Genomic DNA, 22050 nt, shown 5'->3' with positions numbered 1-22050 from the left:
AAGGACGGCTGAGCGATTAGATGTTAATTAGTCCGGGGAAGTCGGTTGTATTGTAAGGTTTTCCGACATTGTTAATCATCGGATTTTTAAGCGCGATGGTAGCCGTTACGTCATTTTCATCCATCGATATATCTTTAACAAACAGTGACCAGGTACTGACCGCTGTTGTCATATCGATAGAGTCCCACTTTTGATATATGGCCGTAATGGGGATCATCCGTTGCGCCCCCGTCCAACCCTTAAGCCCCTGCTTGATGTCTTGAGCTACGCGACTTAACTTCACAGCGCATTGAATTATGGGGATATCGCTTTGTTCACTTTCAGATACTTCCATTCGGCTGGGTGAATAAACCTCCCCACCGAGCGTTTTTTGAAACATCTGGTCAGCAACAAGCCGGACCTGTTCAAATGCCGGATGTGTAAACTTAAGCGTTATATACATCACTCGGTTAGGCCGATGAGAAAGGTACTCTCTTAATCCTGGCATTATGGGCTCCGGGGTAATGTTTCTGTAACGATGACATCCAGCCAACTTCCCCACGGTGCCGGAAGCTCGATAATTATGTCATCAAGGTCATCATCAGCACTGATTATCTGCTTGGCAACCACGCTACCGGTCCACGTAAAAATGTTCCCACTTTGGTTAAACTGTGGGTAGCTAGTGAAGTGCAATACTTGCTCTTCAACGCCTGAATCGCCAGTACCGGTGGATACTTTTAGCCGAAACCAGCGATTACAGTTATCAAGGTAATTAGGGCTTCTTAGCCACTGGTAGAAAGCCCTATGCTGAGCAGCAGTGCAGATAAACGTAACCGAAAACGACGCCTTTAAATCATCGGTCAATTTCTGGAAGATTGGCGCGCCAACCGTTGGCTGGTCTGTCCTGAACCCCGTATCTTTGGTTATGTTCTTGCCAGATTTTTGCGCAAGTGGAAGCCAGTCAGGATATTCTGCAATCATCCGTTAGCCCTCCGTGATGCTGTGGTGTTTCTAGTGATTGACTGAGACATTGGGCCACCTTCCTCAAGGTCAGAAATGAACGCAGTTACAGTGAGATTGTTCCCGCTCATTGATGACTGGGCATCGAATGATTTTCTACCTGTGGATCGGTCGATAAACTGAATGGAGACGTTAGGAGCAGAACCGCTACCTTGCATATCCTTATTGCTGATTACTTTGCCATTGTCGCCTGGGATCATGTACTGCTTCCCGGTACCCGCTTGGTAAATCTCAGGCATACCTCCCTCACCGACTTGGTACATGCTGCCGGCGCTGACTGGACCACCATTCTTCCGTTTACCGGATAAGCTTCCACTTAACGCCATTGCTGCTACAACGGCACCGATACCGATAGCGGCGGCACCGCCAAACGACCCTATGGAAGCAACGATAGCTGCTGGAGTCCACGCTGTGGTTGTTGCTGCTGCTGAAGATACACTCGCTGCCGTGGTTGTCGCGGTTCCTGCTACGGCCGCTGCGGTTGTCGTGGCGGTGGCTGCAACTTGAGCTGTAGAGCCCGTAATTGCAGACTTAACCCACTCAATGCCCATCTGAACAAAACCGTTAATTAGGCTGTTAAGCGCATTGCTAGCAAGAGAACGCATCGCCTCCTCTGCCGTCATGCTTTGGGTAATGATGCCGGTGAACACGTTTGATGCATTACCAGCTAGCGAATCAAATGCTGCTGCCAGAGACTCATTCCCTACGCTTTGATTACGGAATACTTCCCATTGGGCCGCTATCCTTGCCTGCTCATACTGGGTATTTGCAGCATTCATTAACGCCAACCCATTAGCTGTTATGACCCCTTTCTGTGTCTCAAACTGTTGAATAAGAGCTAATTTCTTCGCGTGTTCATTTGCCAGTGCCTGAACCGGGTCCACTAATCCGCTTAATTCTTGCTGTGGTGTTACTGCTTTGGCAGCCGTCGCCTCTGCAATCGTTTTTTGATAATCAACTGCGATTTGCGCCTTTCTGGCCTGAGCCTGCTCGAAAGTTATCAGCTCTGCTTTTAGCATTCTGTCGGTTTGATCTAAGTCGTCTTTGCGTTTTAAATCAGCGGCTGCATAGTAATTTATGTCACTTGCGGCCTTACGATCATTAATGCGCTGCTTGATATCAAACTCTTGGCCCGCTAAATCTTGGGCCTCTTTTATTTGCGCCGCTGTAGCATCTTTACCTAGCTTGGATACCGCGTCGGCCTGCGCTGCTTCACGATAACGGCGCTGCTCGGTAAGTATCAGTGCTTCAGTTCCAGATTGTAATTCTTGAAGTTGCTTAACTCGTCGAGCGTTCTCTGCTGTTGCTTTATTCTCTTCCTTCGCTGCTGCTGCCGTTTCCTTTTTGGTATTCTTTTTAGCTTCACCTAAGTTGTATTCTTCAATAGCTAAATCTTGGGTTCGCTGAATTACTCTATCATCAGTTTCCCCGGAATCTTCAGCAGCATACTGCGCTTGCAGTTTAGCCTTTTCTACCCCCTCCGCTTTCGCTAAAGCAACTCGACGCTCGGCGGCTTTAATCAGAACTTTCGACTTATCACTTAATGGTTTCATTAAGTTAATTTGCCCGTTATAACCAGATACAGCATCAGTGGATAAACTAAATGCATGTGCAACAGCATTCTGAACGCCAGCCAGCACCCCGCCACGACTAATGGCAGAATCTGTAGCTGTAATGTTATTTTGCATGGTGACTAGATATTGCTGAGTGATGATATCTAGGTTTTTTTGAGTGCCAGATAACTGACCTTTGGCGTTTTCAAGTTCTGCCGATTTTATTGCTACAGCATTTTCAGCTTCAGCAACTCGGCCCAATACTTTTGAATATTCTTCAGTCCCTGTATCGCCAATAGCATCAAGCGCGTTTCTACGCGCCAATTGTACTGATAATGAATCGTTCAGCTTTTTCAGCTCACCGTCTAGTTCACTGACAGCATCTTTCTGTGTCTCTATTGATTTAGCAGCCTCAGCCATAGTGCCGCGCAATTGCGTAGCACTCATCTGATTCATCTTTTCAATAACACCATCTAATGAATTGGCAAATTTAACCGCTTCTGCTTTTGCTTCTTCTGTTTTTTGATACCAATAGTAGATAGCTGCTGCCGCAAGCATTATGACTCCACCAGGGCCACCTAATAGTGAATAGACAGAACTAAGCGCACTAATGGCTACTTGTTTAGCTCTAGCCGCTACCGTTGCCGCTGCGGTGGCTAGTGTGAATCTTTCTGTAGCAACCACAACCGCATTTGTAGTTACCGCTTGCTTAGCCTCTGCTGTAGATGCCGCAATTGCCGCCGCAGCCCTATTAGCCTGCGCCGCCGTTAATGCATCATCAGCCATTATCAAACGCTCTACAGCACCTTGTCTTTTAGCATCTAGTGTCATTTGCTCTGCGGCTAATTTTGCCTCTAACGCGCCGCGAGACTTAATTGATGCCTGTAAATAATCTTCTGCAACAGCCCTTGCTTCTGCCGTTGTGGCTGACTTGATATTCGCTCTTGAACTGGCCTCGACAGATTTAACGTACTCAATCTCTGTCATAGTTTGTGCGATGGTTTTTTCACTGAGCAAAATGGTGGCATTGCCACGCTCAACAGCCGTTTCCATTGCTGTGACGTTGGCTTTCGCGGTGGCGACGGCAGCATCGGCAGCAGCTAAATCACTCTTGGCCTTTGCTGATGCTGATGCGGTGGACTTATCCTCTGCATCGGCTCTAAAAAGCACATCTTTAGCGAGTTCAAGCTCAGATACTGCCGCTTTTGAATTAGCGGAAACTTTATCAATAACAACCTTTGATGAATTACCAATTGAATTTAAATACTTGCCCAACATAACTGATGCGGCAAATCCAAGAGCAACAGTAACAGCATCTAAGTTCTCACTCAGTGTCACAAGCACACCATTAAATACCGATACTGATGATTTAACTGTTGCTGATTCACCAACAAACTTTGTGACGTTATTGGTTGCAATCTGCATTGATTGCCCAATTGTTGCTGTTGTCTTGGCAAACTCAGCCTCTATTGTTGGGGCCATCTGCTTAAATGCGGTGATCAGGACATCAGTTGTTAACTTGCCCTCTGCCGCCATTGCCCGTAGCTGACCAGTCCCAACACCAAGAGAATCTGCAAGCCCTTTCATTAATGCCGGGGCTTGCTCGCTCATTGAGTTAAACTCTTGCCCTCGCAATACGCCTAACGCTAAGGCTTGCGATAACTGCACCAATGCACCCGCTGATTCTGAAGCTGTCGCACCAGAGATTGTCATTGCTTTGGATATGGTGGTTGTAATATCACCTAACTCAGCACCACTCATGCCAGTGCTTCTCATTGCGCGTTCTAATCGAGAATAAAGGGTTGCGATGCTATCAAGGCTTGAGCGGCTGTTCTGCGCAATATCAAAAACACGGTTATTAACCTCAGCAAGGGTCTCGCCTGTTTTTATTGCGTTAACCAGTCTGTTATTGAGTACCGTCCATGACTCTGCGTAATCAGCGATAGCTTTGACAGATAATGCGGTAGTTAATGCGCCAGCGACTTTGCTTAATGAAAAAAATGATTTTTCGGTATTATTGGCTGATTTAGATGTTGAATCGAAATTTCGCTCCAGTTTATCAAGCCGTCCACTTACCTGCTGCTGAGCTAATATTAGTTGCCCGACTTCCATCTGAACCTGATAGACAATACTCCCTACATCTTTTTCATCAGCCATTTTTTGCTAGCCTCGCATCTTCTTCAGCAATTAAACGTTCCTGGAGGCGGTCATCAGCATCCATTATTTCATCGTATTCTTCGCGGGTGAAACCTTTCTCTTCTGGATATTTAGCCTTGAGTAATAACTGAAACTCGGTCATCGTTAACTGTTCGGCTTCGGCGCGTGACATATTGAAATGAATCCTTGCTGAGTTGATGTAGTCCATTGCATTAAACTCAGAGCTGTAATCATTCTTGCTTTCATTTTTTTGCAGCTTTCTTATTTTCGCTTTGCCGATTACACCATGCTCAATTAATTCTCTGGCAATAATGATTATTTTTTCTTTTGACATCTTACCGGGACGATAAACAATACAATTACGCCAGCCTTTGAATTCACCAATAAGCTCGGTTAATGACTGTTCACAACATGCTTCCATAACCTGAATTGCAAATGAAATAATATGATTAGTGCATTTATTAATGGCGATCTTTGGCATTAAGAATACAGGTAAGTTAGCGTTCATGGCTGGAGCTAATACCTGATTTAATTCAGAGCCGTTAAGCACTGCATATATCTCTACAATTTCAGTCGCTGTTCCAATCTTTGTCATATTCTTTAATGACGGTAAAAAGAAGTAATCACGCTGATGCTCTGTGTCGGACAGGAGCATTTCGCCAATATCAAGCATCGGTGTCATTGGGAATCCTGAGATTTAGGTAATAAAAAACACGCACTCGGCGGGTCTAATTCTGCATCTGCGGCATTACTTCGGCTTCTTATAGTTAGTTTATGAATAATCATCATCAAGAGCACCGATAAGATGCTCTTTGTGATAATTACGCGGTAATAGTGATATTGCTTGAGGCGGTTTTAGCACCGTCATTCGTGGTGAATGTGATGGTAGCCGCGCCGACTGCAACGCGGGTGACCAAACCAGTTGAGCTAACCGTTGCTTTGGTGGCATCAGAGGTTGTCCATACGCCAGTTTTGTCGGTAGCGTCCGCAGGCAGGACGGTAGCGGTAAGTTGAACTGTTGCAGCGACCGCGCCGGTACTGGTTGCCGGAGCTACAGTTACACTAGCAACCGGAATCGTCGAGCCATCAACGAAAGTGACAGAATCCGCATCAGCAACTTTCCATTCACCGGAGTAAGTGGCGAAGTCAGAAGAGCCGAAATCTGAACTCCATGACGTGGTATTAAAGTAACCCTGAATATAAGTGCCATCATCCACGCCGAGGAAATCAAAGCGAACCCAAATCCCCGGCTGACGCCCTGCCTGCACCTCAGTGAACAGGTATTTAGACATATTTACCGGGCCAATCTCAGTTGTTTTAGCCCGTTTGCGCCACTCACCTTCACCTGAAATGGTCAAATCCATATTAGTGACTAGGTTCTCAACTAGCCCCTTAGAATCATCTGCATCTGAAGAGATGGTATTCATTGAGTAGTCGAGGCCCTTGGTAGTCAGCGCACCCATGCGCTTCCAATCAGCCGCTAATGGTGGTGTTTCTGGGCAGCCAAACGCCATCCGTAAAACGGCGACGCGACCAACCAGTTTGCCGTAATCATTTTGGCAACCTTGCATATTTTTTACCTCTATTAGTTCGGCTTAGTCGCCGTATTTAATTGCGAATTGAAGTCTGTAAACCAGACGTCCTTCAGTGGTGGTAACGGGTGATGGGATACTGCCGAGGTTTTCAATGTAGCCAATGCAGTCATTTGGATTCGGATTTGCCTGTACGTGCGTGATTATTGCCTGTGCTGCGCTATCCGCTGCTTCATCCTCATTAACCGCGCCAATTACATCAACCAGGACGTAATACTCACTACCAAGGTCGTTACGAATTGAGCTACCGCCATTGGGCCGAAAAACAATGAATTGTTCAGTCAGCTTGCCAGTGTCACGCCATTTGAGCATTTGAGTAGTGAAGCCAGTAGTTAACCCAGCATCTACAAAGTAATCTCGGACGCGTTTGTGCATTGATGGAGTCATAGCTTCATTTCCTCCATAATCGCCTTTTCAATGGCTTGTTTACTATCCGCGAAACCTTTCGTAAGAAACTCTTTCTCAGCCGTGGCCCTGCGGAACGTTTGTTTAACATTCAGGTCATGAACATACATGGCGTAATTTGCCGAGTACCCCACACGCCCGGTCAGTCTGGTGCCGTTCACGCTGATATCACGAAACTGAGAGTTGATAAGGGTTGATGTATCGATGGGGGTATAGAGTGCAGCTTGTGACGCTCCGATAATTAATGCCTTGGTGATTGCCCTGACAGCTTTCCGGCCTTGAATATCGCCTATCAGCCTTTCCAGATTGGCCTTTGCCTCTCTAATGCCTTTAACCTTCGCACCCATATCAGACTCCCGTAATAATTGCGTAGTCGTCTGCAATACGCTCGAATGTGTCAGCGTAACGAATGATATGCCTCACCTCATCAGCGCCATCCACCTTGGTTGGGTCAGTAGCGACAGAGTCGCCAATCAGGATGTAGTCACCCCGCTCAGCTTCGGCATACTCAGTCCAATGCGTGTTTTTGATAACGAGCTCTAGACCAATTCCGCCCAGCTTCGCCGTAGCATCACCGCCGTAATCACACATGATCTGAATGGGAGACAACCAAGCCTGTTTGCCATAATCGTCTGGCTTCCCGCTCTTTTTCCATAACGTAGCGGTTGCCGTATAGCTCCAGTTAGCGGCGGCACTCATAAGTGGTACTGCTCAAATTGGTACGGCTCGCACTCTTTACAGCTAACGACTGTGAATCCTGAAAGCTGTTTGTCATCGCCATAAATTGCCGCAAGATATCCAGTGCCAGGCGCTGCCAATCCATTAAGTATTCCAATGGCGCCTACTGTTAAAACTCCGTGAGAGTCCCGAGCTAACATAATCGGACAGTCTGATGATGCCATGACTTCATTAACAATGACTCGGTTCGAAATAATAGATTCAACAGCTACTGGGTCAGACTTGAACATCATATTCATCAAGTCAGCGAGTTTTTTTGCATCAACCATCAATTTCCCCTTACCGTCATAAATAGCCCGACCGGATTACCAACAGTAATTGGAAGCCCGCTAGTGCATCCAGACACATCCATAGCCGTTAATGAATCACGAAGCTGTGTCAGCCCTGCCTCGCCATATTCAAATGAACGTGACGCTCCTGATGGCGCTGATTGCGACTTAATCTTCCTGGCACCAGACGAGGCAGCCATTAGCGCTATTGCATACAGCTTGATTAATTGCTGAATACAATCGTCATAGCCTGCCTCATCTAAGCAAGTATCGATTTTATCCACCTGGCAGATGATCAGATTCAGCACAACCTCCGGGATGGAATAGCCCAGTTCTGCCAGAAGAGATTTAACATCTGCGGGAGTGATCTGGGCTGCCATTGTTATTTCCCTTTTGTAGTTGCTGCTTTCAACGCGGCTTCAGCGGTATTTGCCCGATTTGTTTCGCTGGCCAGTTCATCGTCCTTTGCTTTCAACGCGGCTTCGGCGGCAACGAGTGCCGCTTTAAGTTCGTCAATTTCAGGGGATGGCGTGGCAACCTCAAATTCACGGTTATCAGTAAATAAGCGGACATGAGAAACCAAAGAGGGATGCAGTTTTTGTAGTTCAACCACATCCCCCTCTTTCTGGCCAGCAATCCAAGGCCGAGTGATTACATACTTTTCCATTCCCATCTCCTTAACTCATGTCAGCAGCATAGAACACGCCACCACGACCGTTAACGTCAGCCTTGATTTGAATACCCATCAACGCCCAGATCATGAAGTCGTAGTTTGCGTTTGGCATCAAGCGCGGCACTGCAACAGTTGATACCGGCGCACCAACTAACGGGCTGATGTATTCGCGATTCTTTACGTAACCGAAGAATTCGTTACCCTTCATTTTGAATGTAGAGCGGAAAGCTTTAATGCGGGAGAAGCGCAGAATTTCCTCACGCAGAGTGCCTTCTTTATAGTTACCAGATTGAGACAATGGCGCATCCAGACGGCGGCGAATCTCTGGGGAAATCCACAACACATCAACAGCATCGATGTAGTTGTCATCCAGAATTTTTGCGAAGTCCTGGTTAAAGAACGCGATGATCTGGTCATTAGTTGCGGCAACCAGATTGATGTTGGCACCTGAAGCACCTAAATCGATTTTCTTGGTGTTACGGTGGTTACGGATACCCTGACCAACATAGCTGCCAGCCTTGGCACGTGATGAACCATCCAGCATATAGTCGGCAATATGACTGAACACCTTCACCATCTTGCGAGCCTGAGACTCGACAACTAAATCGATGTTTTCAGACTTGAGTCCAGTCCAGTGACGCCAGTTCACACCGAAACCAGCAGTAAAGGCAGGAACCGGATCGCCATCAGTGTCAAAATCGATATGGTCTTTGTACACAGGCGGCTGGGCATCCATAGAGATGGTTACTTCATCAGAGATATCCTGACCAACGGTGTACAGTTTCGCAGTTTTGCCAGGGTTAATCGGCGTTCCGATTGATTGCAGGTCAGTTAAGAACTCGCGGCCCTGGTCATTGTCGCGGATCTGGATAATTTGGTTATCCACTTCCTGCCAGAAGTCACGCGTCAGAATGCCCGCGGCATTTTTAACGTAAGCTTCGCTGTTCTGCATGCCGCCTTGGATCAGACCTTCAGTAATGTTGGCCTGTGCGTTTGCAGCAATGCGGCGTTCTTCTTGCAGCGCCCGGTACTGCGCCATATATGCGGCATTGTTGAAATGCCCATCTGCGTGGTTAAAAACTAACATTCATATCTCCTTAAGCAGCGCGAACGATGACGAGTTCAGCGGAAGCGCCAACGGTAAACTTCTCTTTCGAGTAAGCTACAATGTGATCGGTACCCACAACGCCAATGCGCAGAACACCAGTCGCGTCAACAGCCAAAGGAGTATCGACATTCAACGCGGCTGCTGCTTTCACCAGCATTGCAAACGATCGACCAGTCTCGAAATAGTTGCCCACTCCAATATCACCAATCGCTACAGTTTCGGTCACTCGCTTACCTTGCAGATAATCAACGCCGATAGCATAAAGCTGGACACCCTCACCCGCGCCAGCAGTGACAAACTTGTCGAACTTGTCATCTGAACCGATAAAAGCCAAGCTGCCCGGCAATACTGCAACCTTCATTTGGCGGTTTTCTGTTTCTGCCGCGCCATCAATGTTAATGCGGTTATATCGAGCCATTTACGCCACCTTCCCCGGAAGGTAATCAGCCATATCGTCCTGTGCGTCACCATGGTTAAACGCACCATTTAGCCCAATAGTTGATTGGGTTTGAGCAAATAAACCATCCAGCGCTTCACCCGCTAGCGTATTAACTGCAGCATCTTCAAGCTTGAATTTAGCCTTCACTGCTGCTCGCTTGGTCGCCAGTTCTTTATCAGCATTGGCTGCTAACTGAGTTTTTAACCCGGAAAGCTCGTCGCTCAAGGGCTTTACTGCTGCATTTACTGCGGCAGTAATGGCATCAGTGTTGACGGTGGTGTCAGCAGGCTTAGCCATCAGTTGGTTGTAAGCATCCAGCAGCTCGGCCTCAGTTTTGCCGTCAGTCGGCTTTCCAGCAGCTTTCAGCGCATTGGTAATCATGTCTTTCATTGGATTTAATTCTCCGTTGGTTTTAACTTCGTCGTACTCGACTTTTTTAATGACTTCGGTTGGTTCGCCAACGAGTTGCGCTGTCTGCGACTCATCGATTAGGTAGGATTGTTTAAACTTCTTGGGGCCATCTTCATAGATGAAATAATTGGGGTAAATGGACTCAATCCAGCGGCGAATATTGAAATCACCGCCAGCATTCAGCGCATTGCTAATGGCTTCGTATATTTCACTGTGGGACAGTTGCGAGTTAGTACTGAAATGAAACAGAACCTTGTTAAACCAGCCTTCGCGGGTGCAATCGGAAGAATCAGCCAGGCTTACCGTTTCAATCTGAAGCTCTTCACCAGCAGCATTAACAAAAATCCCCACCCCCTCCCGCGGCGTTCCGGCTGGCGTCTCATGCAATAGAATTGCGCAGTGGTCATAGGCATGGTTACGGGCAATCCAGTTGTATTTTTTACCCTTCGATACTCCCTTTCCTGCTGAACGATTCAGATTCAGCCCGGTTGATACGCCGACTGGCTCAACCTCTTTCCCCGCTTTCATGTCGTCTAGTCGGTTAACGACCTCTTTACCCTTATCCGTAGCTTCGGCATAACGGCGGTTAACGCACATATCCATCAGTACGCGATCGCCGTCTTTACGAACGTTGCGAGCAAAAGCACCGATGTGATATTCGTTCACAGCCCGCACGTTACTCGCGCTGACGTATTGGCCCTCAATTTTCGGGTGCCCATACGGCATGGGTTTACCTTCAAGGCTCTGGTAGCCTTTGGAAATCTCGTCTGCCGGGTACAGTCCGCCATTGAGCACGATATCGTCGATAACCGGACAGACGTCCTTCACAACGATGTGCTCAACGCCATCAATGATTTCAGAAGTGATGTTTGAAGCGGAGTTGATGACCGACAGCACGTTTACGCAGATGCGTGACATGCTGTGTCCTCTTTGGTGGATTTCAGGCAATAAAAAACCCTCCGAAGAGGGTTAGATTTTTTTGATATCAAGACTGAACATTGAATTCACTTCTGATGTGAGGCAAGGATTAGCTAAATCCCTTATATCTCCAACATCAAATGTATATGGTGTCGGCTCTGCCCCCCCCCTATCCAAACACAATCGAAATTCACTTTGGTGCTCGTAATCGCTTTGTTTATGGAATACTGGTTCATGCTCATTCAGTAGTGGGAGAGTTTTCGATTTGTCATAGTACTTAACTTTATCTGCAAAAAAGGAAGACGCTTTATCTGCAGAAATGAGAGCCTGTGCTGCGCTTCTTATCCTTTCAAGAAACCGAGGCAAATTAGGTATGACAACAGCATATTCCCCTAAGCCTATTGCTTCTTCTGGAAGATGGAAATACCCATTAAGAAGCTCAACTTCCTCGTCGGTGACCCCCTCACTAATGTCTATTCCATGTGAATGAAGCAATGTTAGGCAAAGAACATTGTAATTATCATGAACATTTGACCTTATGACAATTGGGGCGGCAATGTCTTTTCCTGGAATGGTGAATTCGTCCATTCCTGGTGGTTTAAAGGTAATGCTTAGTTCATGAGGTTGTAGCCATGCCCTTACGGCTTCATTCTTATCGCCTATATTGTTTACAGTTTCTTCTTCGTAGTTTTTAAAAAAACTGATGGGATTCATATAGAATTTACCATCTAGAAAATCGTCACGATATTTTTCTTGCGAGAACACTTTTACCAGAAAACCAAATTCCTGTGCCATGACAGACTCCTTTTCAAGAAGCCTTCATCTTATGACCTATTGGATAATTTGCCAATTTCTCCTCTCTTCAGCCAGCCTATCACTCAATCCCTCATTAACAATCTCACCTTTATCATTCAAGATGGCCGGTATCTGAGAGCAGTAGCAGTGGTATTTATTGCCGTTGATGCTGTACCACTCTCTAACCTCTTCTACAGTCCTGACTTTGCCATGCCAAAATGCGTGAGTTTGTCGAGTAGTTGGCTTTAGTGCTGAAAGATGCAGCAGGCCAGTGTTTAGGCCTAGTCTTTCCTTTGCCCATGTGGTCTCACTCCACTGCGCCTCTCTTAAAGCACCTACCTGTTCAGTCTGAGCAATGTTCTCAGCTTTACCCATCGATACATCAAGACGTTTGCTGATTATGCTGGCAGTCTCTCGCGGGTTAATTCCACGCCCTATAGCATCAGCCAGAACGTTAGCTAAATCAGCGCGAGTGGCATCAGATAGCCCTTCCCAGTCGCTATATACGGGCACGTATGCCATTTGTATCTGATTAAGGTAAGGTGCACTAAACAGCAATTGAGATAACGTGGTTTGCGAGGCATATACGGGTGACTGTGCCGCAAGGTTTGTGTAGGCATTTAATGTGCCGCGTTCAAATTCAGATGAGACATATGACATGGCCCAAATATTCTGACTATTCCCCTCAAGCAGATAATCGTCGAGTATCGTCTGCACAATCTCCAGCAGTGCTGCCAATCGCCTTGCGTCCATGTCGTAGATAAACTCTCCGGCATTGACGTAATAAAGCGATGGCAGCTCATCTGCTGCGTTATTGCAGATAATGGCGCTTGATTGAGAGTTATTGGTTTGAATGGTACCGGTTAGATAAATATCGAATTGCTGTCTGAGCGCTACTTTGATGTCGTAATACCGCTGGGCGATATCACTGCGCATCTTATTTACCTGGCGGCTGCTTTGAGTTGGGTCCGCTTTGTTTCTTGGTATCACCGGCAGGCCCGGACGTTTGTTTATCATCGGTCAGCGGGTCTCCTGTGGGTCGCGGTGGTAACTCTATCTCGTACTCTGGCAAAGTTGGTAACTCAGCGGCGGCCCGGATTTCGTTCTCTTTAATAGCTGAACGCCCAAATGCGTTTTGTGTCTTAACCGCTACATCAGCCATCTTGTCAGCATCAGCAATTTTCGCTGCCTTGCTGGGTGCGAGTAAGTCAGACCATGAGATTGTAATCTCGCCCGTTGGTGGCTCATCAATAATGCCGATAGTCCAGAAACGAGTAAGCACGGTTTCAATTAAGTCAGACAGGAAGCCATTACGCCGTGACATGCGGGTTTTGGCCCAGTCTTTCGCATCCTCAGCCGAGGCTCGTTCACCTGTTTGCATACCCATTAATACCTTGAAAGGCATGGGTAGGGTTGAGCAGAATTCATTAACAAGGGTACGCCACGTTGGCTCAGGATCGGCAACAGTCACAGCCAGAACTGTAGCCTTACCCGCTTGCATAAATGAGGCGCTGTCAGTGCTGTCATTTAGTCTCTTAACTTGTTCATCTAGCGCATCAGGAAGCCCGTCAAGATTTGTACCTAGTGCCTTCGCTAACTTATTAAAATCGACTTCTTTATCGAATTCGTAATTTAACTGACGGCTGGCGTTCTTCAGGAAGCCCTCAGCGGCCCCGCCAGATGTCTTTTCGATATCAAGTAGCTTATTGAAACCAGCTCTTAGTAGTGGAACTCCAGAGGTTAGCGTCCCATCCTCGGAACCTTCAGCCAAGATGATAACGCGATCAGGGTGAATATTGACTTGTCGAGATGGCGCGCCGCTATGCTGTCCTTCAACCGGTAATTCGGTATAGGAGTACATTTTAGGCTGACCGTAATTCTCACTAAGCGGGTCAGTATCCCAGCCAGAAACATCAAGCTGCGACTCCCATACGGGAATTAGCCTAACGAGTGCTTTCTCCTTGAGCGATCCGATGGTGGTTGCCACTATCGGTTCAGACCATTGAGCGTTATCGCGTAGCTGAATCAACAGGGCCGAATAGCGCCCAACAAGATTACGCCGGTCAGCATCTTTAATTTGCTTCCAGCAGCGCTTGAGTAGTTTCTTAGTTGCTTTATCCCATGGTGTTTCCCCCTTGGAATCTTGCGATTTTTCACCATCAAACACTTCGGGGTAATCTTCCCAGCAGCCTTCAACCATCCTCTTTATTGCTGCCCCAGCCACTGCATTCCGCTCATAGGCGTTGTAATACTCATCAAAAGTCAGGTTCTCTGGATACCCAAACTCCTGATATATCCGAGTTCGCTTAGTATTTCCTGACTTACCGAAACTGAGGTTCATCATTCGGGCGCGTTCAATCGCAAGGCTGTTTACCGCCATGGATAACGCTTTAATATCGATATTATTGCTCACGTCATCCCCCGTCAGCGCTTACGCACCAACATGCCTTGAATGGATAATTTGTTTTTCATTGCCACAGCAAAATAACGGAAACCGTCACCGGCATGTGATGTATGGTCATGAAGTGGCTTATCTTTCCAGCAGCCGCGCTTGTCATCCCACTCTTTACGGTAGCCTTCCAGATGAGTAATGCCTTCAGCACATTTCTCTTCATCAAAAACGCAAAGTGGCAATATTTCGCGAGCAGACTCAATGCCCGAATCAATGCTCAACTTCGGTACAACATTGAATTCGATACTGTAGGTTTCACCATCTACCTCATATCCTTCCGACGCTAACTGCCTGCGGGTCTTGCCATCACCAGAAAACTCACGGTTATCGATATCATGTGGTGCCCAGTGTTCACCGTATTCATAACCCCGCTCTTTCAGTACCTTCATGTAATGCCTAAGCCCTTCGCCGCTATTCTCGTAGTAGTCAATGATGTGATATTCGCTACCAACCTCGCGGACAAACCAAATTACCGTCGAATCCCCAACGCCTAAATCCCAGTATGTGTGAACCGGTAAGTGTGAGTTATCAGGTAATTTGCAGATCCGCTTATTGGTATAGAGCCAGCGGAATTGTTTGGCGTAGTAAGCGCCTTCGACTGATTGCTGGAATGCTTCGGCGGGGATGGTTGGATATTCCCGCTTCATATCATCGCCGAGCGTCTTTTCTTTGGCGTAGTACCAGGCTTTCTGGCGCTCGTTCAGTTGAACGCCGTGCTTAGCTTCCATCTCGGCAAAGTAATCAACCAGGCGCGGAGGTAAAGCCTCAACTGGGTCGATTGCGTACTGCGGATTCTTCCACCAGGAGAAGAAAAAGAACTTCCAGTCAAGCGGGGATAATTTCTTACCCTGCAACTGAGCTTTCTCAGCCGTCTGGCAGTAATCGAAAAAGTAACCAGCACGGCCTTCAGCAGTGCTTTCTATCGTGGCAAAACATCCAGTCGATACCGCCTCAAACGCACCAGTGACAATCTCACGTGCCTTATCGGGATACTTTGCGCATATCTTGCCGAACTCAGAAACGTGCAGGTAACGCAGCGTACCGCCACGAAATGAGGTGCTGACGTAGAGTGAACCGCCTTTGTTAAATACCAACTCGCCAGCGGAATCATTATTTGACGGATTTGCTGCTTTGATTTCATCGGGCAACTTGTCGTAGGCGTATTTTACCTTTTCGCGAAACAGCCGCCTGGCGTCATTCAGTGTGTGGGCAATCAAGGCGCATTTAGCAGACTCAAACAGCGCGGCATCCAACTGAATAATGCAAACCTCAGTAGTGAAGCCAAGCTGACGAGCTTTAAGAATGATATTGCGAGTGTGTATACCTTCGAAGTATTCGCGCTGTTCAGGGGTCATCCTGAAGCGGATTGGCTTACCTTCTTTGTCGGTGATCCAGTAAAGGTTATTCAGCCGCCAGTCTTTATCTGCAAGCAGCTTGAGGTGCTCAGGTTTCATTAAGCCCCCTGAGACAATGAATCCATTAGGTCGGAGAGTTTACTAACAACGTTGTCGCCTTTATCTTCGCCGATATCGTAGGCTTGGCGCTCAAGGCCAATAAGGTTCTTCATAGCGTCGCTGAGTGCCTTAACTGCTTTGACTCGCTCAGGTAATGCGATTATCGACTGATAAACTTCATTTAGTCGGTCGCGTCCATTCTCATCTGGCTGGAGCATCAGTTCGCCTAACTTGCGAAGAGCCTCAATATCCGCACACTCAGCACCCAACTCATCAAATAGGGCGTTGGTTATCTCTCTGGCTCGCCGGATGTCACCACGATGCTCCATACGGACGTTAGCAATGACCTCGGCGTTTGCCTCAATCAGTATCCGCTCAGATAAAGCCTTTTCGGTGGATACCTGCGTGGATACCTCGCGTTTGGATACCAGCGCATCAGCCTTGGCTTTTATCTTTGCCTTGAGGTCTCGCTCCCATCCGTCGCGTTTTGCTCGCTTGTTAATAGCGCCGTGAGTGATGCCATGTTGTGATGCTATTTCTCGGATAGACATCAATCCAGCTCGGTACGCCGATTCGATGGCCTCCCAATCTGGTTTGGTCATTTTTAGAGTTTCCTGCTAGTTAGTAAAGTCTCCCGCTCAGTAATGGTGAGACCGACATGATTGCAAACATCTATAAGATTCTGTCAAAGGCACTTCATGAACACCTTTTGCAGAGTTTTATAAATAGCATCCAATAAAAAACCGCCCGGAGGCGGTTCACTTGATGATTCAAGCCAATTCACTAAGGAAGTTTAGTTGTCCGTGGATAGTTTTGGAGTGATCTTCTTTGATATGGCCTTTGAATAGATAATGATTGCCATGATCCTCGATAGATAACTCAAGGTCTAATGGAGTCTTCCCATTAAATGCATTGGTATCATGCTTGTTGTGCGGAACAGACTTAACAGACGCCTTACTTCCGGTCACTTTACCCATGTAATAACACACATGATCACCGCCATTAATCGCTCCATCTCGGACAGTGACGACCCCATCAAGTTTACCGTTTGGGTTGACGTTGGTATTAAAAATAAGCTTATAAATTCCGTCTTTCATGCTCACTCCAATATTGTTGTGCCTTATGGCTTGAGCATTATATCACCAGTGTCTGTAATGATTGAGAGCCGTTGTGGACCACAGGATTATACTGTCTGTAACTGAGATAGATTACATGCCGATACATCAAGACAGATCAGTGCACTGATTAGTAAATACCTCAACATGTAAAAAACCATAAATTTCAATTCGATAAAAGCAAGCCAATTAGTAAATTATAGTTGGTTTAATTATTGTTTCATCACTTACAGTAAAATAAAGGCCAACTAGACATATAAAGGAACCTTTTCAATTGAAAATTTCTATCATTGCAGCAACCGTTATATTCAGTGCATCTTTAAGTGGATGTGCAGTACAAAATGACAAAACACAGTTTCACGGTATAGGTTTAACATATCAGTCTGATATCAAAAAACTGGATAACGGCGATTTCTTCACAGAAGTTGAAGCTGCCCCTGCAGCAGGTCGAATTAAAGGAGCTATTGGCACAGCCAGCAAAAAAGCGTCAGATTTTTGTAGGGCACAAAATAAAGCCATGAAAGAAGTGAAAACTGATATAGATACTCATTTACTCGTTAATGGTGTTGCTGGTCTGACCTTCCAGTGCGTATAAATATCCGTAAGGATTATTAATTTTCAATGATATCAAGAGAGCCGTTGTGAGAATGGCTCTCAATTTGCAATTATGTTTTCCTCCCAGCGTTCTGCCGCCAACTAATAACCTCATCGAGCCGCCCCTTACAGATCCGCAACTCACGCTTAAGAGCTAGGGCATACAACCCACTATCGCCCCAAGTGGTACCGACGAACTCTGGTACCTCGCATTGAGTTAATGCTGATTCTGGGGGCCACAACTGGATTGATTCGGCTGCTCTAGGTGCTGGTGGGCTACTCTTGCAGGATGCTAATGTTGCTATCAGGCATCCGGCTATCAATACACGAATCCCCAACCCCCGCAGCCTTGAACCGCCTGAGTCGCTCGTCACTTTCATTGCGTAGTTTCCTTTCGTTCTCTAGCTGGCGGGCCGTGGCTGTACGGTTGGCTGCGTCATTCACCTGGTATGCATCGATAATGTTGCCGAGGGCGGTGTTTGTGGATTGCTCTTCTCTCAGTGCTTCTTCCGCTTTTTCGACTTCATTTGAGAGGCTATTTCTATTGAGAAGCAGCAACAGAAAAAGAACCAACAGCAAAGCAATAATCCCACCGGTTATTTTGTTAGGCATAGCGCTCGTTCCTTATCCCGGCGAACCACCAGCCCCGCTAATTTCTTACCACCACCGTATACCCAGCGAGTGAATTGCTCGCAGGCTGCGGTCACGTTGCCAGCACGGAAATACTGGAACATGGTGGATTTCTGCATCGATGGGCAACCAGCGTTAAATGTAATAGACGTAGCAGCATCAAAAGCACCTGGCGGTAATTTATTGCCGTTCGCATAACGAATAACGCAGCGCTCAGCATCAATGATGTTTTTTTCCCAATCAGCCGCTATCTGTACATCAGTCTTTCGGGTGCCAGGTATGACGCTGTGAGTGTTCCCCACCCCATCTGTGATAATGCCTGCGGGGCAAACATACGGATCACGGCGGCATGATTCGGCATTACCGATCAGCTCTAATCCCCGCTCGCTTGTTCTGACGTTGCCATTGGATACAACGAGAGCAATGATTGCTGCCACAGAACACAAGCCACCGGCCTTACTTAGCTTGCTCATATAGTTCCTCGTTACGCTTTATTGCTTCTGCAACAATCTCCACAGCCGCTGAGCGATCCGCTATCGGGCGTATGGTCGCATCATTGAGAAACTCCCGCAGTATTTCTGTACGCTTCTGTTCTTCAATTAACCGCGCTTTCTCTTCACGCCGTTTGGCGTAATACGTTTTTATCGTGAAGAAAGCAGAGATAATTGCGCCCAGGATAAAGATGTACTCCTGTAGGGATAGTAATGAGAAAACGCCAAGCGCTAATGACCACCAATAAGGCAGGTTCTGAGAAGTAACTGGTTCCATTCGCATAGTCTCCCCCTCCCGGCCTGCGGGTTGGGCGTGTGGTTAAGGAATTTAGCCCACCAGTGCAGCCTCTCATCTGTTAAGAGTGCGTGGAGTTGATTGGGTGACTGGTGGGCTAAAGCGGGAAAGTACTACAAGTAAAGAGAGCTTTTAAATTGATATGGTACTGTAATTATATTAATTGCAATTATTAACGAGACGATACAATCATTAATAAAAATAATCAATTAATTAATAATTTGACTTAAATCATACAGTAAAGTTGCATTTACGTATTATTCTGCAACTATATTAATGTTTCTCTGGTGTTGGTCGATTGGCATCCCTTATCAAACAGACGGAGATAAGGGCTTTTTTTTACCAAAAAAAAGGAACCCATTATGAAATATACTCACACTCGATTATCAGCCTCGTCAGGTGACTACATAAAAGTCAACGGAGAGCACTGTGCGATGATTATGCTACTAAGTGATCGTGACTACGAAAAATATAGCTCTGGGTTGGGAAGTATTTTTCATGGTGGCTTCTTTGTTAATTTCCCAGCACAAATCAAAGTACCGAGTGAAGGTTATTGGAATGTGCTTATATATCCCTCGTTGCCACATAGAAATGATATTGAGTATTCGGTAAAAATAGTCACAAGCAAAAGTTCAGACTGTGTGAATTAAATAGACACTTCCTATGAGTCCCCATTCAATATCATAATAATGCCTTAAACTTGGGAGAGGGATTGCCCTCTGATTCCTCAATCTTGCCAGTAAGAGAAACCACACCCATAGTGACAATTAGCTTTCACATTCGGCTGAGCACCAACCATTGTTGCAGCAATGACCTGAATAGATTGGGATATGAACCCGTTATTCGGTGACGATCAGGCGAATGTAGAAATAAAAAAGCCCCAGCGATTAAGCTAGGGCTGAAATTTGGTCCGCCATCGAGGACTTGAACCACGTACCTTCAGCTTAGAAAGCTGTTGCTCTTTCCAGATGAGCTAATGGCGGTCGGGGCGCATTCTACGCATCAATTAATAGCCATACAATAAATAAGGTTATTTTTAAGACTTTTCTTCTACCGATGCAAACCCCAAAATGACAAAACCCCGCCGAGGCGAGGTCTTTATTAGTGATATAAGCAACGGTATGACGTCACATTATCTAGCGAACCGGACAAACTACATATCTTTCTTGAGTTTCTTCCACTCAGAACGAACTTTTTCCTTGAAAGACAGCGTCTTATCCTCTTTACAAGCCTGAATTATCATTGGTGTTACTTTCTCAATACCATCTACATTGAGAACAGCATCTTCTGGCTTGTTCTTGGCATTAAGTGCTTCGGCAAAGGCGACCGCTGTTGGCTGGAAGCTTTCATCTACCGCAAGGAAGTCTTCACACGTCCAAGAGTTCACAGGCTTAGTATTCTTAGCAGTATTGGTAGCATAGGCAGTTGAGGTGATAGCAAATACACTCAACACACTGATAATACAAAGCTTAAGATTCATTATATCATCTCCGCTAAATGAGTTTATTAACTGATTATGCGTGCGTGCACGCATGCCATGAAATATAGACCGGTATTTAACAAATGCAAATAACGAACGTCTTTATTTTATCGCATTGTTAGATTAATTCACTAGTTGCGGCTTAACGATCAGGAGAACTACCGTTTCATGAATTGCAAACGTGCAACTGCAATCAATATTCCTACACTGGTGATAACGCTCTTTGGTTTTTTTACTTAGATATCTTGGTTGTCGCCATTAATATGATCAATCACTTTGTCATTGTGGGGTAACTGACCAAACATAAAAAGAAACACCAATCGATGAACAAAATAATATTTTTTATCCATCATCATATGAAGATACACATGACTATCAGGCCGCCCAGCCGAGCAACCTATTTTTGAGCATGGGACAGTACATTTTATACAGATACACACTCACGCTTAATTTATAAATCGTGCAATTCGCCAACGGTCTGATTAAAAAGCTCTTCTCCCAGCACATCCTTCAGACCCAACTTTGCGGCGACCTTTAAGACGCTCCCGAAAGTTATAACCCTTTCGATGTTAAACGTGCCACGTGCTCGACAAATAGTTGAAGAGGGTTGGTACTGCTGGTAACCACCCCCGCAGTTTGATTGATAGCATCCAGATGATCCATTGAATAATCAGAGCGGATAACTTTGCCAAGATGCATACTATATCGCCCAACCAACCCATCATTCTGTAAACGTTCTTTTGTGAACAGAAATGAGAGGGCAACCATTGAAATATGCAGCGGATCAAAATTATTGAGCCCCTGCTCAATCGGGTTGTAATTAATCACCCCACCCCAAGAATAATAATAAACGCCATTCTCATATTCTTTACCTTCCCCTCCCCAATTGCTTGGCAAACCCTGCGGATATTTGGCATTGAATTTAGCGACGCCTTCGCTGGTGAGCGAGTTAAGCGCTGCGACACTGTCTTGTGGCAGGGAGGGACGACCAGTCATAATGGAAAGGAATGAGCCAAAAGCATTCATCACTGCGCCCGCAATCACTTCTGGAAGGGAACCTGGTTTCACCGCCAAACTGACCAGATCGGCAATTTCCGAGCCAAAGTTTGCCCCATTAACGGAGGTAACAGACGCAACCAGTTCGGGATGAATAGCGGCGACGTAGCGACAGGCCAAAGGGCCTTGGCTGTGGCCAATCAGGTTGACCTTCTGGGCTCCGGTTAGCTGGGTGACTTGTTTTACAAAACTGAGTAATTGTTCACCACGAGCTTCATTACTGTTTTCTGCCGATATAGAGGCAGTGAATACAGTAGCTCCGGCTTTTTCCAATGCTTGCTTAATACCGAAAAAATAAGGATAGATTCCAGCAATCTTATCGAAACCACTGAAACCGTGAACGAGAATAATGGGATATTTTAATGAATTAGACATGATGAATACCTTTCATGATTATTTGTCCATGTGGTCTAAATAAATAGTAAA

General features: G+C 46.2%; 28 protein-coding genes, 1 tRNA gene and 1 pseudogene. 2 read left to right on the top strand and 28 right to left on the bottom strand.

The features are described 5' to 3' along the window. Positions 1 to 16: 16 nt before the first annotated feature. From A6J67_RS13405 to A6J67_RS13310, 20 genes are all read right to left on the bottom strand, one after another. Entirely contained in the window at positions 17 to 487 is a 471-nt protein-coding gene (locus A6J67_RS13405) for a DUF1833 family protein (RefSeq protein ID WP_080608223.1), read from the bottom strand. Next, positions 487 to 960: a hypothetical protein gene (locus A6J67_RS13400; RefSeq protein ID WP_080608222.1), complete on the bottom strand. Its 474-nt coding sequence runs from the start codon at positions 958 to 960 to the stop codon at positions 487 to 489. Before A6J67_RS13400 ends, A6J67_RS13405 begins: the two co-directional genes overlap by 1 nt. Further along, a complete protein-coding gene (locus A6J67_RS13395; protein ID WP_080608221.1) occupies positions 957 to 4709 on the bottom strand; it encodes a tape measure protein in 3753 nt (1250 codons plus the stop codon). The genes A6J67_RS13400 and A6J67_RS13395 overlap by 4 nt, the downstream gene beginning before the upstream one ends. Continuing rightward, on the bottom strand, positions 4702 to 5391 hold the full coding sequence (locus A6J67_RS13390) for a DUF6246 family protein (protein ID WP_080608220.1): 690 nt from the start codon (positions 5389 to 5391) through the stop codon (positions 4702 to 4704). Before A6J67_RS13390 ends, A6J67_RS13395 begins: the two co-directional genes overlap by 8 nt. Before the next feature lie 139 nt (positions 5392 to 5530). Beyond that, the gene (locus A6J67_RS13385; protein ID WP_080608219.1) at positions 5531 to 6280 is read right to left on the bottom strand and encodes an Ig-like domain-containing protein; all 750 of its coding nucleotides are present in this window, start codon (positions 6278 to 6280) and stop codon (positions 5531 to 5533) included. A 24-nt stretch (positions 6281 to 6304) separates the two neighbouring features. After that, on the bottom strand, positions 6305 to 6688 hold the full coding sequence (locus A6J67_RS13380; RefSeq protein WP_080608218.1) for a hypothetical protein: 384 nt from the start codon (positions 6686 to 6688) through the stop codon (positions 6305 to 6307). Then, positions 6685 to 7053: a hypothetical protein gene (locus tag A6J67_RS13375; protein WP_080608217.1), complete on the bottom strand. Its 369-nt coding sequence runs from the start codon at positions 7051 to 7053 to the stop codon at positions 6685 to 6687. Before A6J67_RS13375 ends, A6J67_RS13380 begins: the two co-directional genes overlap by 4 nt. Position 7054: 1 nt before the next feature. Continuing rightward, positions 7055 to 7405 carry a hypothetical protein gene (locus tag A6J67_RS13370; RefSeq protein ID WP_080608216.1) on the bottom strand — a complete coding sequence of 117 codons (351 nt, stop codon included), beginning with the start codon at positions 7403 to 7405 and terminating at the stop codon, positions 7055 to 7057. Continuing rightward, positions 7402 to 7713 carry a hypothetical protein gene (locus A6J67_RS13365; protein WP_080608215.1) on the bottom strand — a complete coding sequence of 104 codons (312 nt, stop codon included), beginning with the start codon at positions 7711 to 7713 and terminating at the stop codon, positions 7402 to 7404. The genes A6J67_RS13370 and A6J67_RS13365 overlap by 4 nt, the downstream gene beginning before the upstream one ends. Continuing rightward, the gene (locus A6J67_RS13360) at positions 7713 to 8093 is read right to left on the bottom strand and encodes a hypothetical protein (RefSeq protein ID WP_080608214.1); all 381 of its coding nucleotides are present in this window, start codon (positions 8091 to 8093) and stop codon (positions 7713 to 7715) included. Before A6J67_RS13360 ends, A6J67_RS13365 begins: the two co-directional genes overlap by 1 nt. 2 nt (positions 8094 to 8095) lie before the next feature. Further along, positions 8096 to 8380, bottom strand: coding sequence for a hypothetical protein (locus A6J67_RS13355; RefSeq protein ID WP_080608213.1), 285 nt, complete (start codon positions 8378 to 8380; stop codon positions 8096 to 8098). Between the two features lie 10 nt (positions 8381 to 8390). Continuing rightward, positions 8391 to 9473, bottom strand: coding sequence for a major capsid protein (locus tag A6J67_RS13350; protein WP_080608212.1), 1083 nt, complete (start codon positions 9471 to 9473; stop codon positions 8391 to 8393). Between the two features lie 10 nt (positions 9474 to 9483). Then, a complete protein-coding gene (locus A6J67_RS13345; protein ID WP_050287253.1) occupies positions 9484 to 9912 on the bottom strand; it encodes a hypothetical protein in 429 nt (142 codons plus the stop codon). Then, the gene (locus tag A6J67_RS13340) at positions 9913 to 11262 is read right to left on the bottom strand and encodes a DUF2213 domain-containing protein (protein WP_080608211.1); all 1350 of its coding nucleotides are present in this window, start codon (positions 11260 to 11262) and stop codon (positions 9913 to 9915) included. Between the two features lie 51 nt (positions 11263 to 11313). Further along, the gene (locus A6J67_RS13335) at positions 11314 to 12057 is read right to left on the bottom strand and encodes a hypothetical protein (protein ID WP_105165836.1); all 744 of its coding nucleotides are present in this window, start codon (positions 12055 to 12057) and stop codon (positions 11314 to 11316) included. Positions 12058 to 12093: 36 nt separating this feature from the next. Further along, on the bottom strand, positions 12094 to 13074 hold the full coding sequence (locus A6J67_RS13330; protein ID WP_226967844.1) for a phage minor head protein: 981 nt from the start codon (positions 13072 to 13074) through the stop codon (positions 12094 to 12096). After that, positions 12995 to 14437: an anti-CBASS protein Acb1 family protein gene (locus tag A6J67_RS13325; protein WP_080608488.1), complete on the bottom strand. Its 1443-nt coding sequence runs from the start codon at positions 14435 to 14437 to the stop codon at positions 12995 to 12997. The genes A6J67_RS13330 and A6J67_RS13325 overlap by 80 nt, the downstream gene beginning before the upstream one ends. A 44-nt stretch (positions 14438 to 14481) precedes the next feature. Beyond that, entirely contained in the window at positions 14482 to 15963 is a 1482-nt protein-coding gene (locus tag A6J67_RS13320) for a terminase (protein ID WP_080608208.1), read from the bottom strand. Further along, a complete protein-coding gene (locus A6J67_RS13315) occupies positions 15963 to 16565 on the bottom strand; it encodes a hypothetical protein (RefSeq protein WP_080608207.1) in 603 nt (200 codons plus the stop codon). The genes A6J67_RS13320 and A6J67_RS13315 overlap by 1 nt, the downstream gene beginning before the upstream one ends. Positions 16566 to 16733: 168 nt before the next feature. Beyond that, positions 16734 to 17060: a GrlR family regulatory protein gene (locus A6J67_RS13310; RefSeq protein WP_080608206.1), complete on the bottom strand. Its 327-nt coding sequence runs from the start codon at positions 17058 to 17060 to the stop codon at positions 16734 to 16736. Between the two features lie 292 nt (positions 17061 to 17352). Between A6J67_RS13310 and A6J67_RS13305 the strand changes: the two genes are divergently transcribed. Next, positions 17353 to 17673: a hypothetical protein gene (locus A6J67_RS13305; protein ID WP_050089496.1), complete on the top strand. Its 321-nt coding sequence runs from the start codon at positions 17353 to 17355 to the stop codon at positions 17671 to 17673. A 275-nt stretch (positions 17674 to 17948) separates the two neighbouring features. Here A6J67_RS13305 and A6J67_RS13300 read toward each other — a convergent pair whose 3' ends face one another. Genes A6J67_RS13300 through A6J67_RS13290 form a run of 3 tightly spaced genes read right to left on the bottom strand, consistent with a single transcriptional unit; the run spans position 17949 to position 19076 of the window. Continuing rightward, complete coding sequence (locus A6J67_RS13300; RefSeq protein ID WP_050297037.1) at positions 17949 to 18284, bottom strand: DUF2570 domain-containing protein; 336 nt, start codon at positions 18282 to 18284, stop codon at positions 17949 to 17951. Further along, positions 18269 to 18775, bottom strand: coding sequence for a lysozyme (locus tag A6J67_RS13295; RefSeq protein ID WP_080608205.1), 507 nt, complete (start codon positions 18773 to 18775; stop codon positions 18269 to 18271). Before A6J67_RS13295 ends, A6J67_RS13300 begins: the two co-directional genes overlap by 16 nt. After that, positions 18759 to 19076: a hypothetical protein gene (locus tag A6J67_RS13290; RefSeq protein WP_050287950.1), complete on the bottom strand. Its 318-nt coding sequence runs from the start codon at positions 19074 to 19076 to the stop codon at positions 18759 to 18761. The genes A6J67_RS13295 and A6J67_RS13290 overlap by 17 nt, the downstream gene beginning before the upstream one ends. Positions 19077 to 19450: 374 nt before the next feature. Here A6J67_RS13290 and A6J67_RS13285 point away from each other — a divergent pair, with 374 nt between their 5' ends. Further along, positions 19451 to 19738 carry a DUF1883 domain-containing protein gene (locus A6J67_RS13285; protein WP_050297972.1) on the top strand — a complete coding sequence of 96 codons (288 nt, stop codon included), beginning with the start codon at positions 19451 to 19453 and terminating at the stop codon, positions 19736 to 19738. 256 nt (positions 19739 to 19994) lie between these two features. Here the strand turns inward: A6J67_RS13285 and A6J67_RS13280 are convergent. The 5 genes and pseudogenes from A6J67_RS13280 to A6J67_RS13260 all read right to left on the bottom strand — a co-directional run bounded on the left by A6J67_RS13280 (position 19995) and on the right by A6J67_RS13260 (position 21999). Beyond that, positions 19995 to 20071, bottom strand: a tRNA-Arg gene (locus A6J67_RS13280). A 170-nt stretch (positions 20072 to 20241) separates the two neighbouring features. After that, positions 20242 to 20568 carry an acid-activated periplasmic chaperone HdeA gene (gene hdeA, locus A6J67_RS13275; protein ID WP_050297973.1) on the bottom strand — a complete coding sequence of 109 codons (327 nt, stop codon included), beginning with the start codon at positions 20566 to 20568 and terminating at the stop codon, positions 20242 to 20244. A 123-nt stretch (positions 20569 to 20691) separates the two neighbouring features. Beyond that, positions 20692 to 20823 (bottom strand): annotated as a pseudogene (locus tag A6J67_RS13270) (ogr/Delta-like zinc finger family protein); the annotation flags it as partial. Further along, positions 20805 to 20873 carry a hypothetical protein gene (locus A6J67_RS23965; RefSeq protein ID WP_404810559.1) on the bottom strand — a complete coding sequence of 23 codons (69 nt, stop codon included), beginning with the start codon at positions 20871 to 20873 and terminating at the stop codon, positions 20805 to 20807. The pseudogene A6J67_RS13270 and the gene A6J67_RS23965, both read right to left, overlap by 19 nt. Before the next feature lie 247 nt (positions 20874 to 21120). Continuing rightward, a complete protein-coding gene (locus A6J67_RS13260) occupies positions 21121 to 21999 on the bottom strand; it encodes a lipase family alpha/beta hydrolase (RefSeq protein WP_050297974.1) in 879 nt (292 codons plus the stop codon). Between the last annotated feature and the right edge of the window lie 51 nt (positions 22000 to 22050).

Source organism: Yersinia sp. FDAARGOS_228 (genome assembly GCF_002073315.2).
GTDB classification, from domain to species: Bacteria; Pseudomonadota; Gammaproteobacteria; order Enterobacterales; family Enterobacteriaceae; genus Yersinia; species Yersinia intermedia.
Note: the sequence above shows the minus strand (reverse complement) of the source record. Positions and strands in the feature narration are given on the sequence as shown.

Coding starts and splice junctions, on each gene's coding strand:
- A6J67_RS13405 (WP_080608223.1), bottom strand. CDS start 487: ATGCCAGGATTAAGAGAGTACCTTTCTCATCGGCCTAACCGAGTGATG.
- A6J67_RS13400 (WP_080608222.1), bottom strand. CDS start 960: ATGATTGCAGAATATCCTGACTGGCTTCCACTTGCGCAAAAATCTGGC.
- A6J67_RS13395 (WP_080608221.1), bottom strand. CDS start 4,709: ATGGCTGATGAAAAAGATGTAGGGAGTATTGTCTATCAGGTTCAGATG.
- A6J67_RS13390 (WP_080608220.1), bottom strand. CDS start 5,391: ATGACACCGATGCTTGATATTGGCGAAATGCTCCTGTCCGACACAGAG.
- A6J67_RS13385 (WP_080608219.1), bottom strand. CDS start 6,280: ATGCAAGGTTGCCAAAATGATTACGGCAAACTGGTTGGTCGCGTCGCC.
- A6J67_RS13380 (WP_080608218.1), bottom strand. CDS start 6,688: ATGACTCCATCAATGCACAAACGCGTCCGAGATTACTTTGTAGATGCT.
- A6J67_RS13375 (WP_080608217.1), bottom strand. CDS start 7,053: ATGGGTGCGAAGGTTAAAGGCATTAGAGAGGCAAAGGCCAATCTGGAA.
- A6J67_RS13370 (WP_080608216.1), bottom strand. CDS start 7,405: ATGAGTGCCGCCGCTAACTGGAGCTATACGGCAACCGCTACGTTATGG.
- A6J67_RS13365 (WP_080608215.1), bottom strand. CDS start 7,713: ATGGTTGATGCAAAAAAACTCGCTGACTTGATGAATATGATGTTCAAG.
- A6J67_RS13360 (WP_080608214.1), bottom strand. CDS start 8,093: ATGGCAGCCCAGATCACTCCCGCAGATGTTAAATCTCTTCTGGCAGAA.
- A6J67_RS13355 (WP_080608213.1), bottom strand. CDS start 8,380: ATGGAAAAGTATGTAATCACTCGGCCTTGGATTGCTGGCCAGAAAGAG.
- A6J67_RS13350 (WP_080608212.1), bottom strand. CDS start 9,473: ATGTTAGTTTTTAACCACGCAGATGGGCATTTCAACAATGCCGCATAT.
- A6J67_RS13345 (WP_050287253.1), bottom strand. CDS start 9,912: ATGGCTCGATATAACCGCATTAACATTGATGGCGCGGCAGAAACAGAA.
- A6J67_RS13340 (WP_080608211.1), bottom strand. CDS start 11,262: ATGTCACGCATCTGCGTAAACGTGCTGTCGGTCATCAACTCCGCTTCA.
- A6J67_RS13335 (WP_105165836.1), bottom strand. CDS start 12,057: ATGGCACAGGAATTTGGTTTTCTGGTAAAAGTGTTCTCGCAAGAAAAA.
- A6J67_RS13330 (WP_226967844.1), bottom strand. CDS start 13,074: ATGATAAACAAACGTCCGGGCCTGCCGGTGATACCAAGAAACAAAGCG.
- A6J67_RS13325 (WP_080608488.1), bottom strand. CDS start 14,437: ATGGCGGTAAACAGCCTTGCGATTGAACGCGCCCGAATGATGAACCTC.
- A6J67_RS13320 (WP_080608208.1), bottom strand. CDS start 15,963: ATGAAACCTGAGCACCTCAAGCTGCTTGCAGATAAAGACTGGCGGCTG.
- A6J67_RS13315 (WP_080608207.1), bottom strand. CDS start 16,565: ATGACCAAACCAGATTGGGAGGCCATCGAATCGGCGTACCGAGCTGGA.
- A6J67_RS13310 (WP_080608206.1), bottom strand. CDS start 17,060: ATGAAAGACGGAATTTATAAGCTTATTTTTAATACCAACGTCAACCCA.
- A6J67_RS13300 (WP_050297037.1), bottom strand. CDS start 18,284: ATGCCTAACAAAATAACCGGTGGGATTATTGCTTTGCTGTTGGTTCTT.
- A6J67_RS13295 (WP_080608205.1), bottom strand. CDS start 18,775: ATGAGCAAGCTAAGTAAGGCCGGTGGCTTGTGTTCTGTGGCAGCAATC.
- A6J67_RS13290 (WP_050287950.1), bottom strand. CDS start 19,076: ATGCGAATGGAACCAGTTACTTCTCAGAACCTGCCTTATTGGTGGTCA.
- A6J67_RS13285 (WP_050297972.1), top strand. CDS start 19,451: ATGAAATATACTCACACTCGATTATCAGCCTCGTCAGGTGACTACATA.
- hdeA (WP_050297973.1), bottom strand. CDS start 20,568: ATGAATCTTAAGCTTTGTATTATCAGTGTGTTGAGTGTATTTGCTATC.
- A6J67_RS13260 (WP_050297974.1), bottom strand. CDS start 21,999: ATGTCTAATTCATTAAAATATCCCATTATTCTCGTTCACGGTTTCAGT.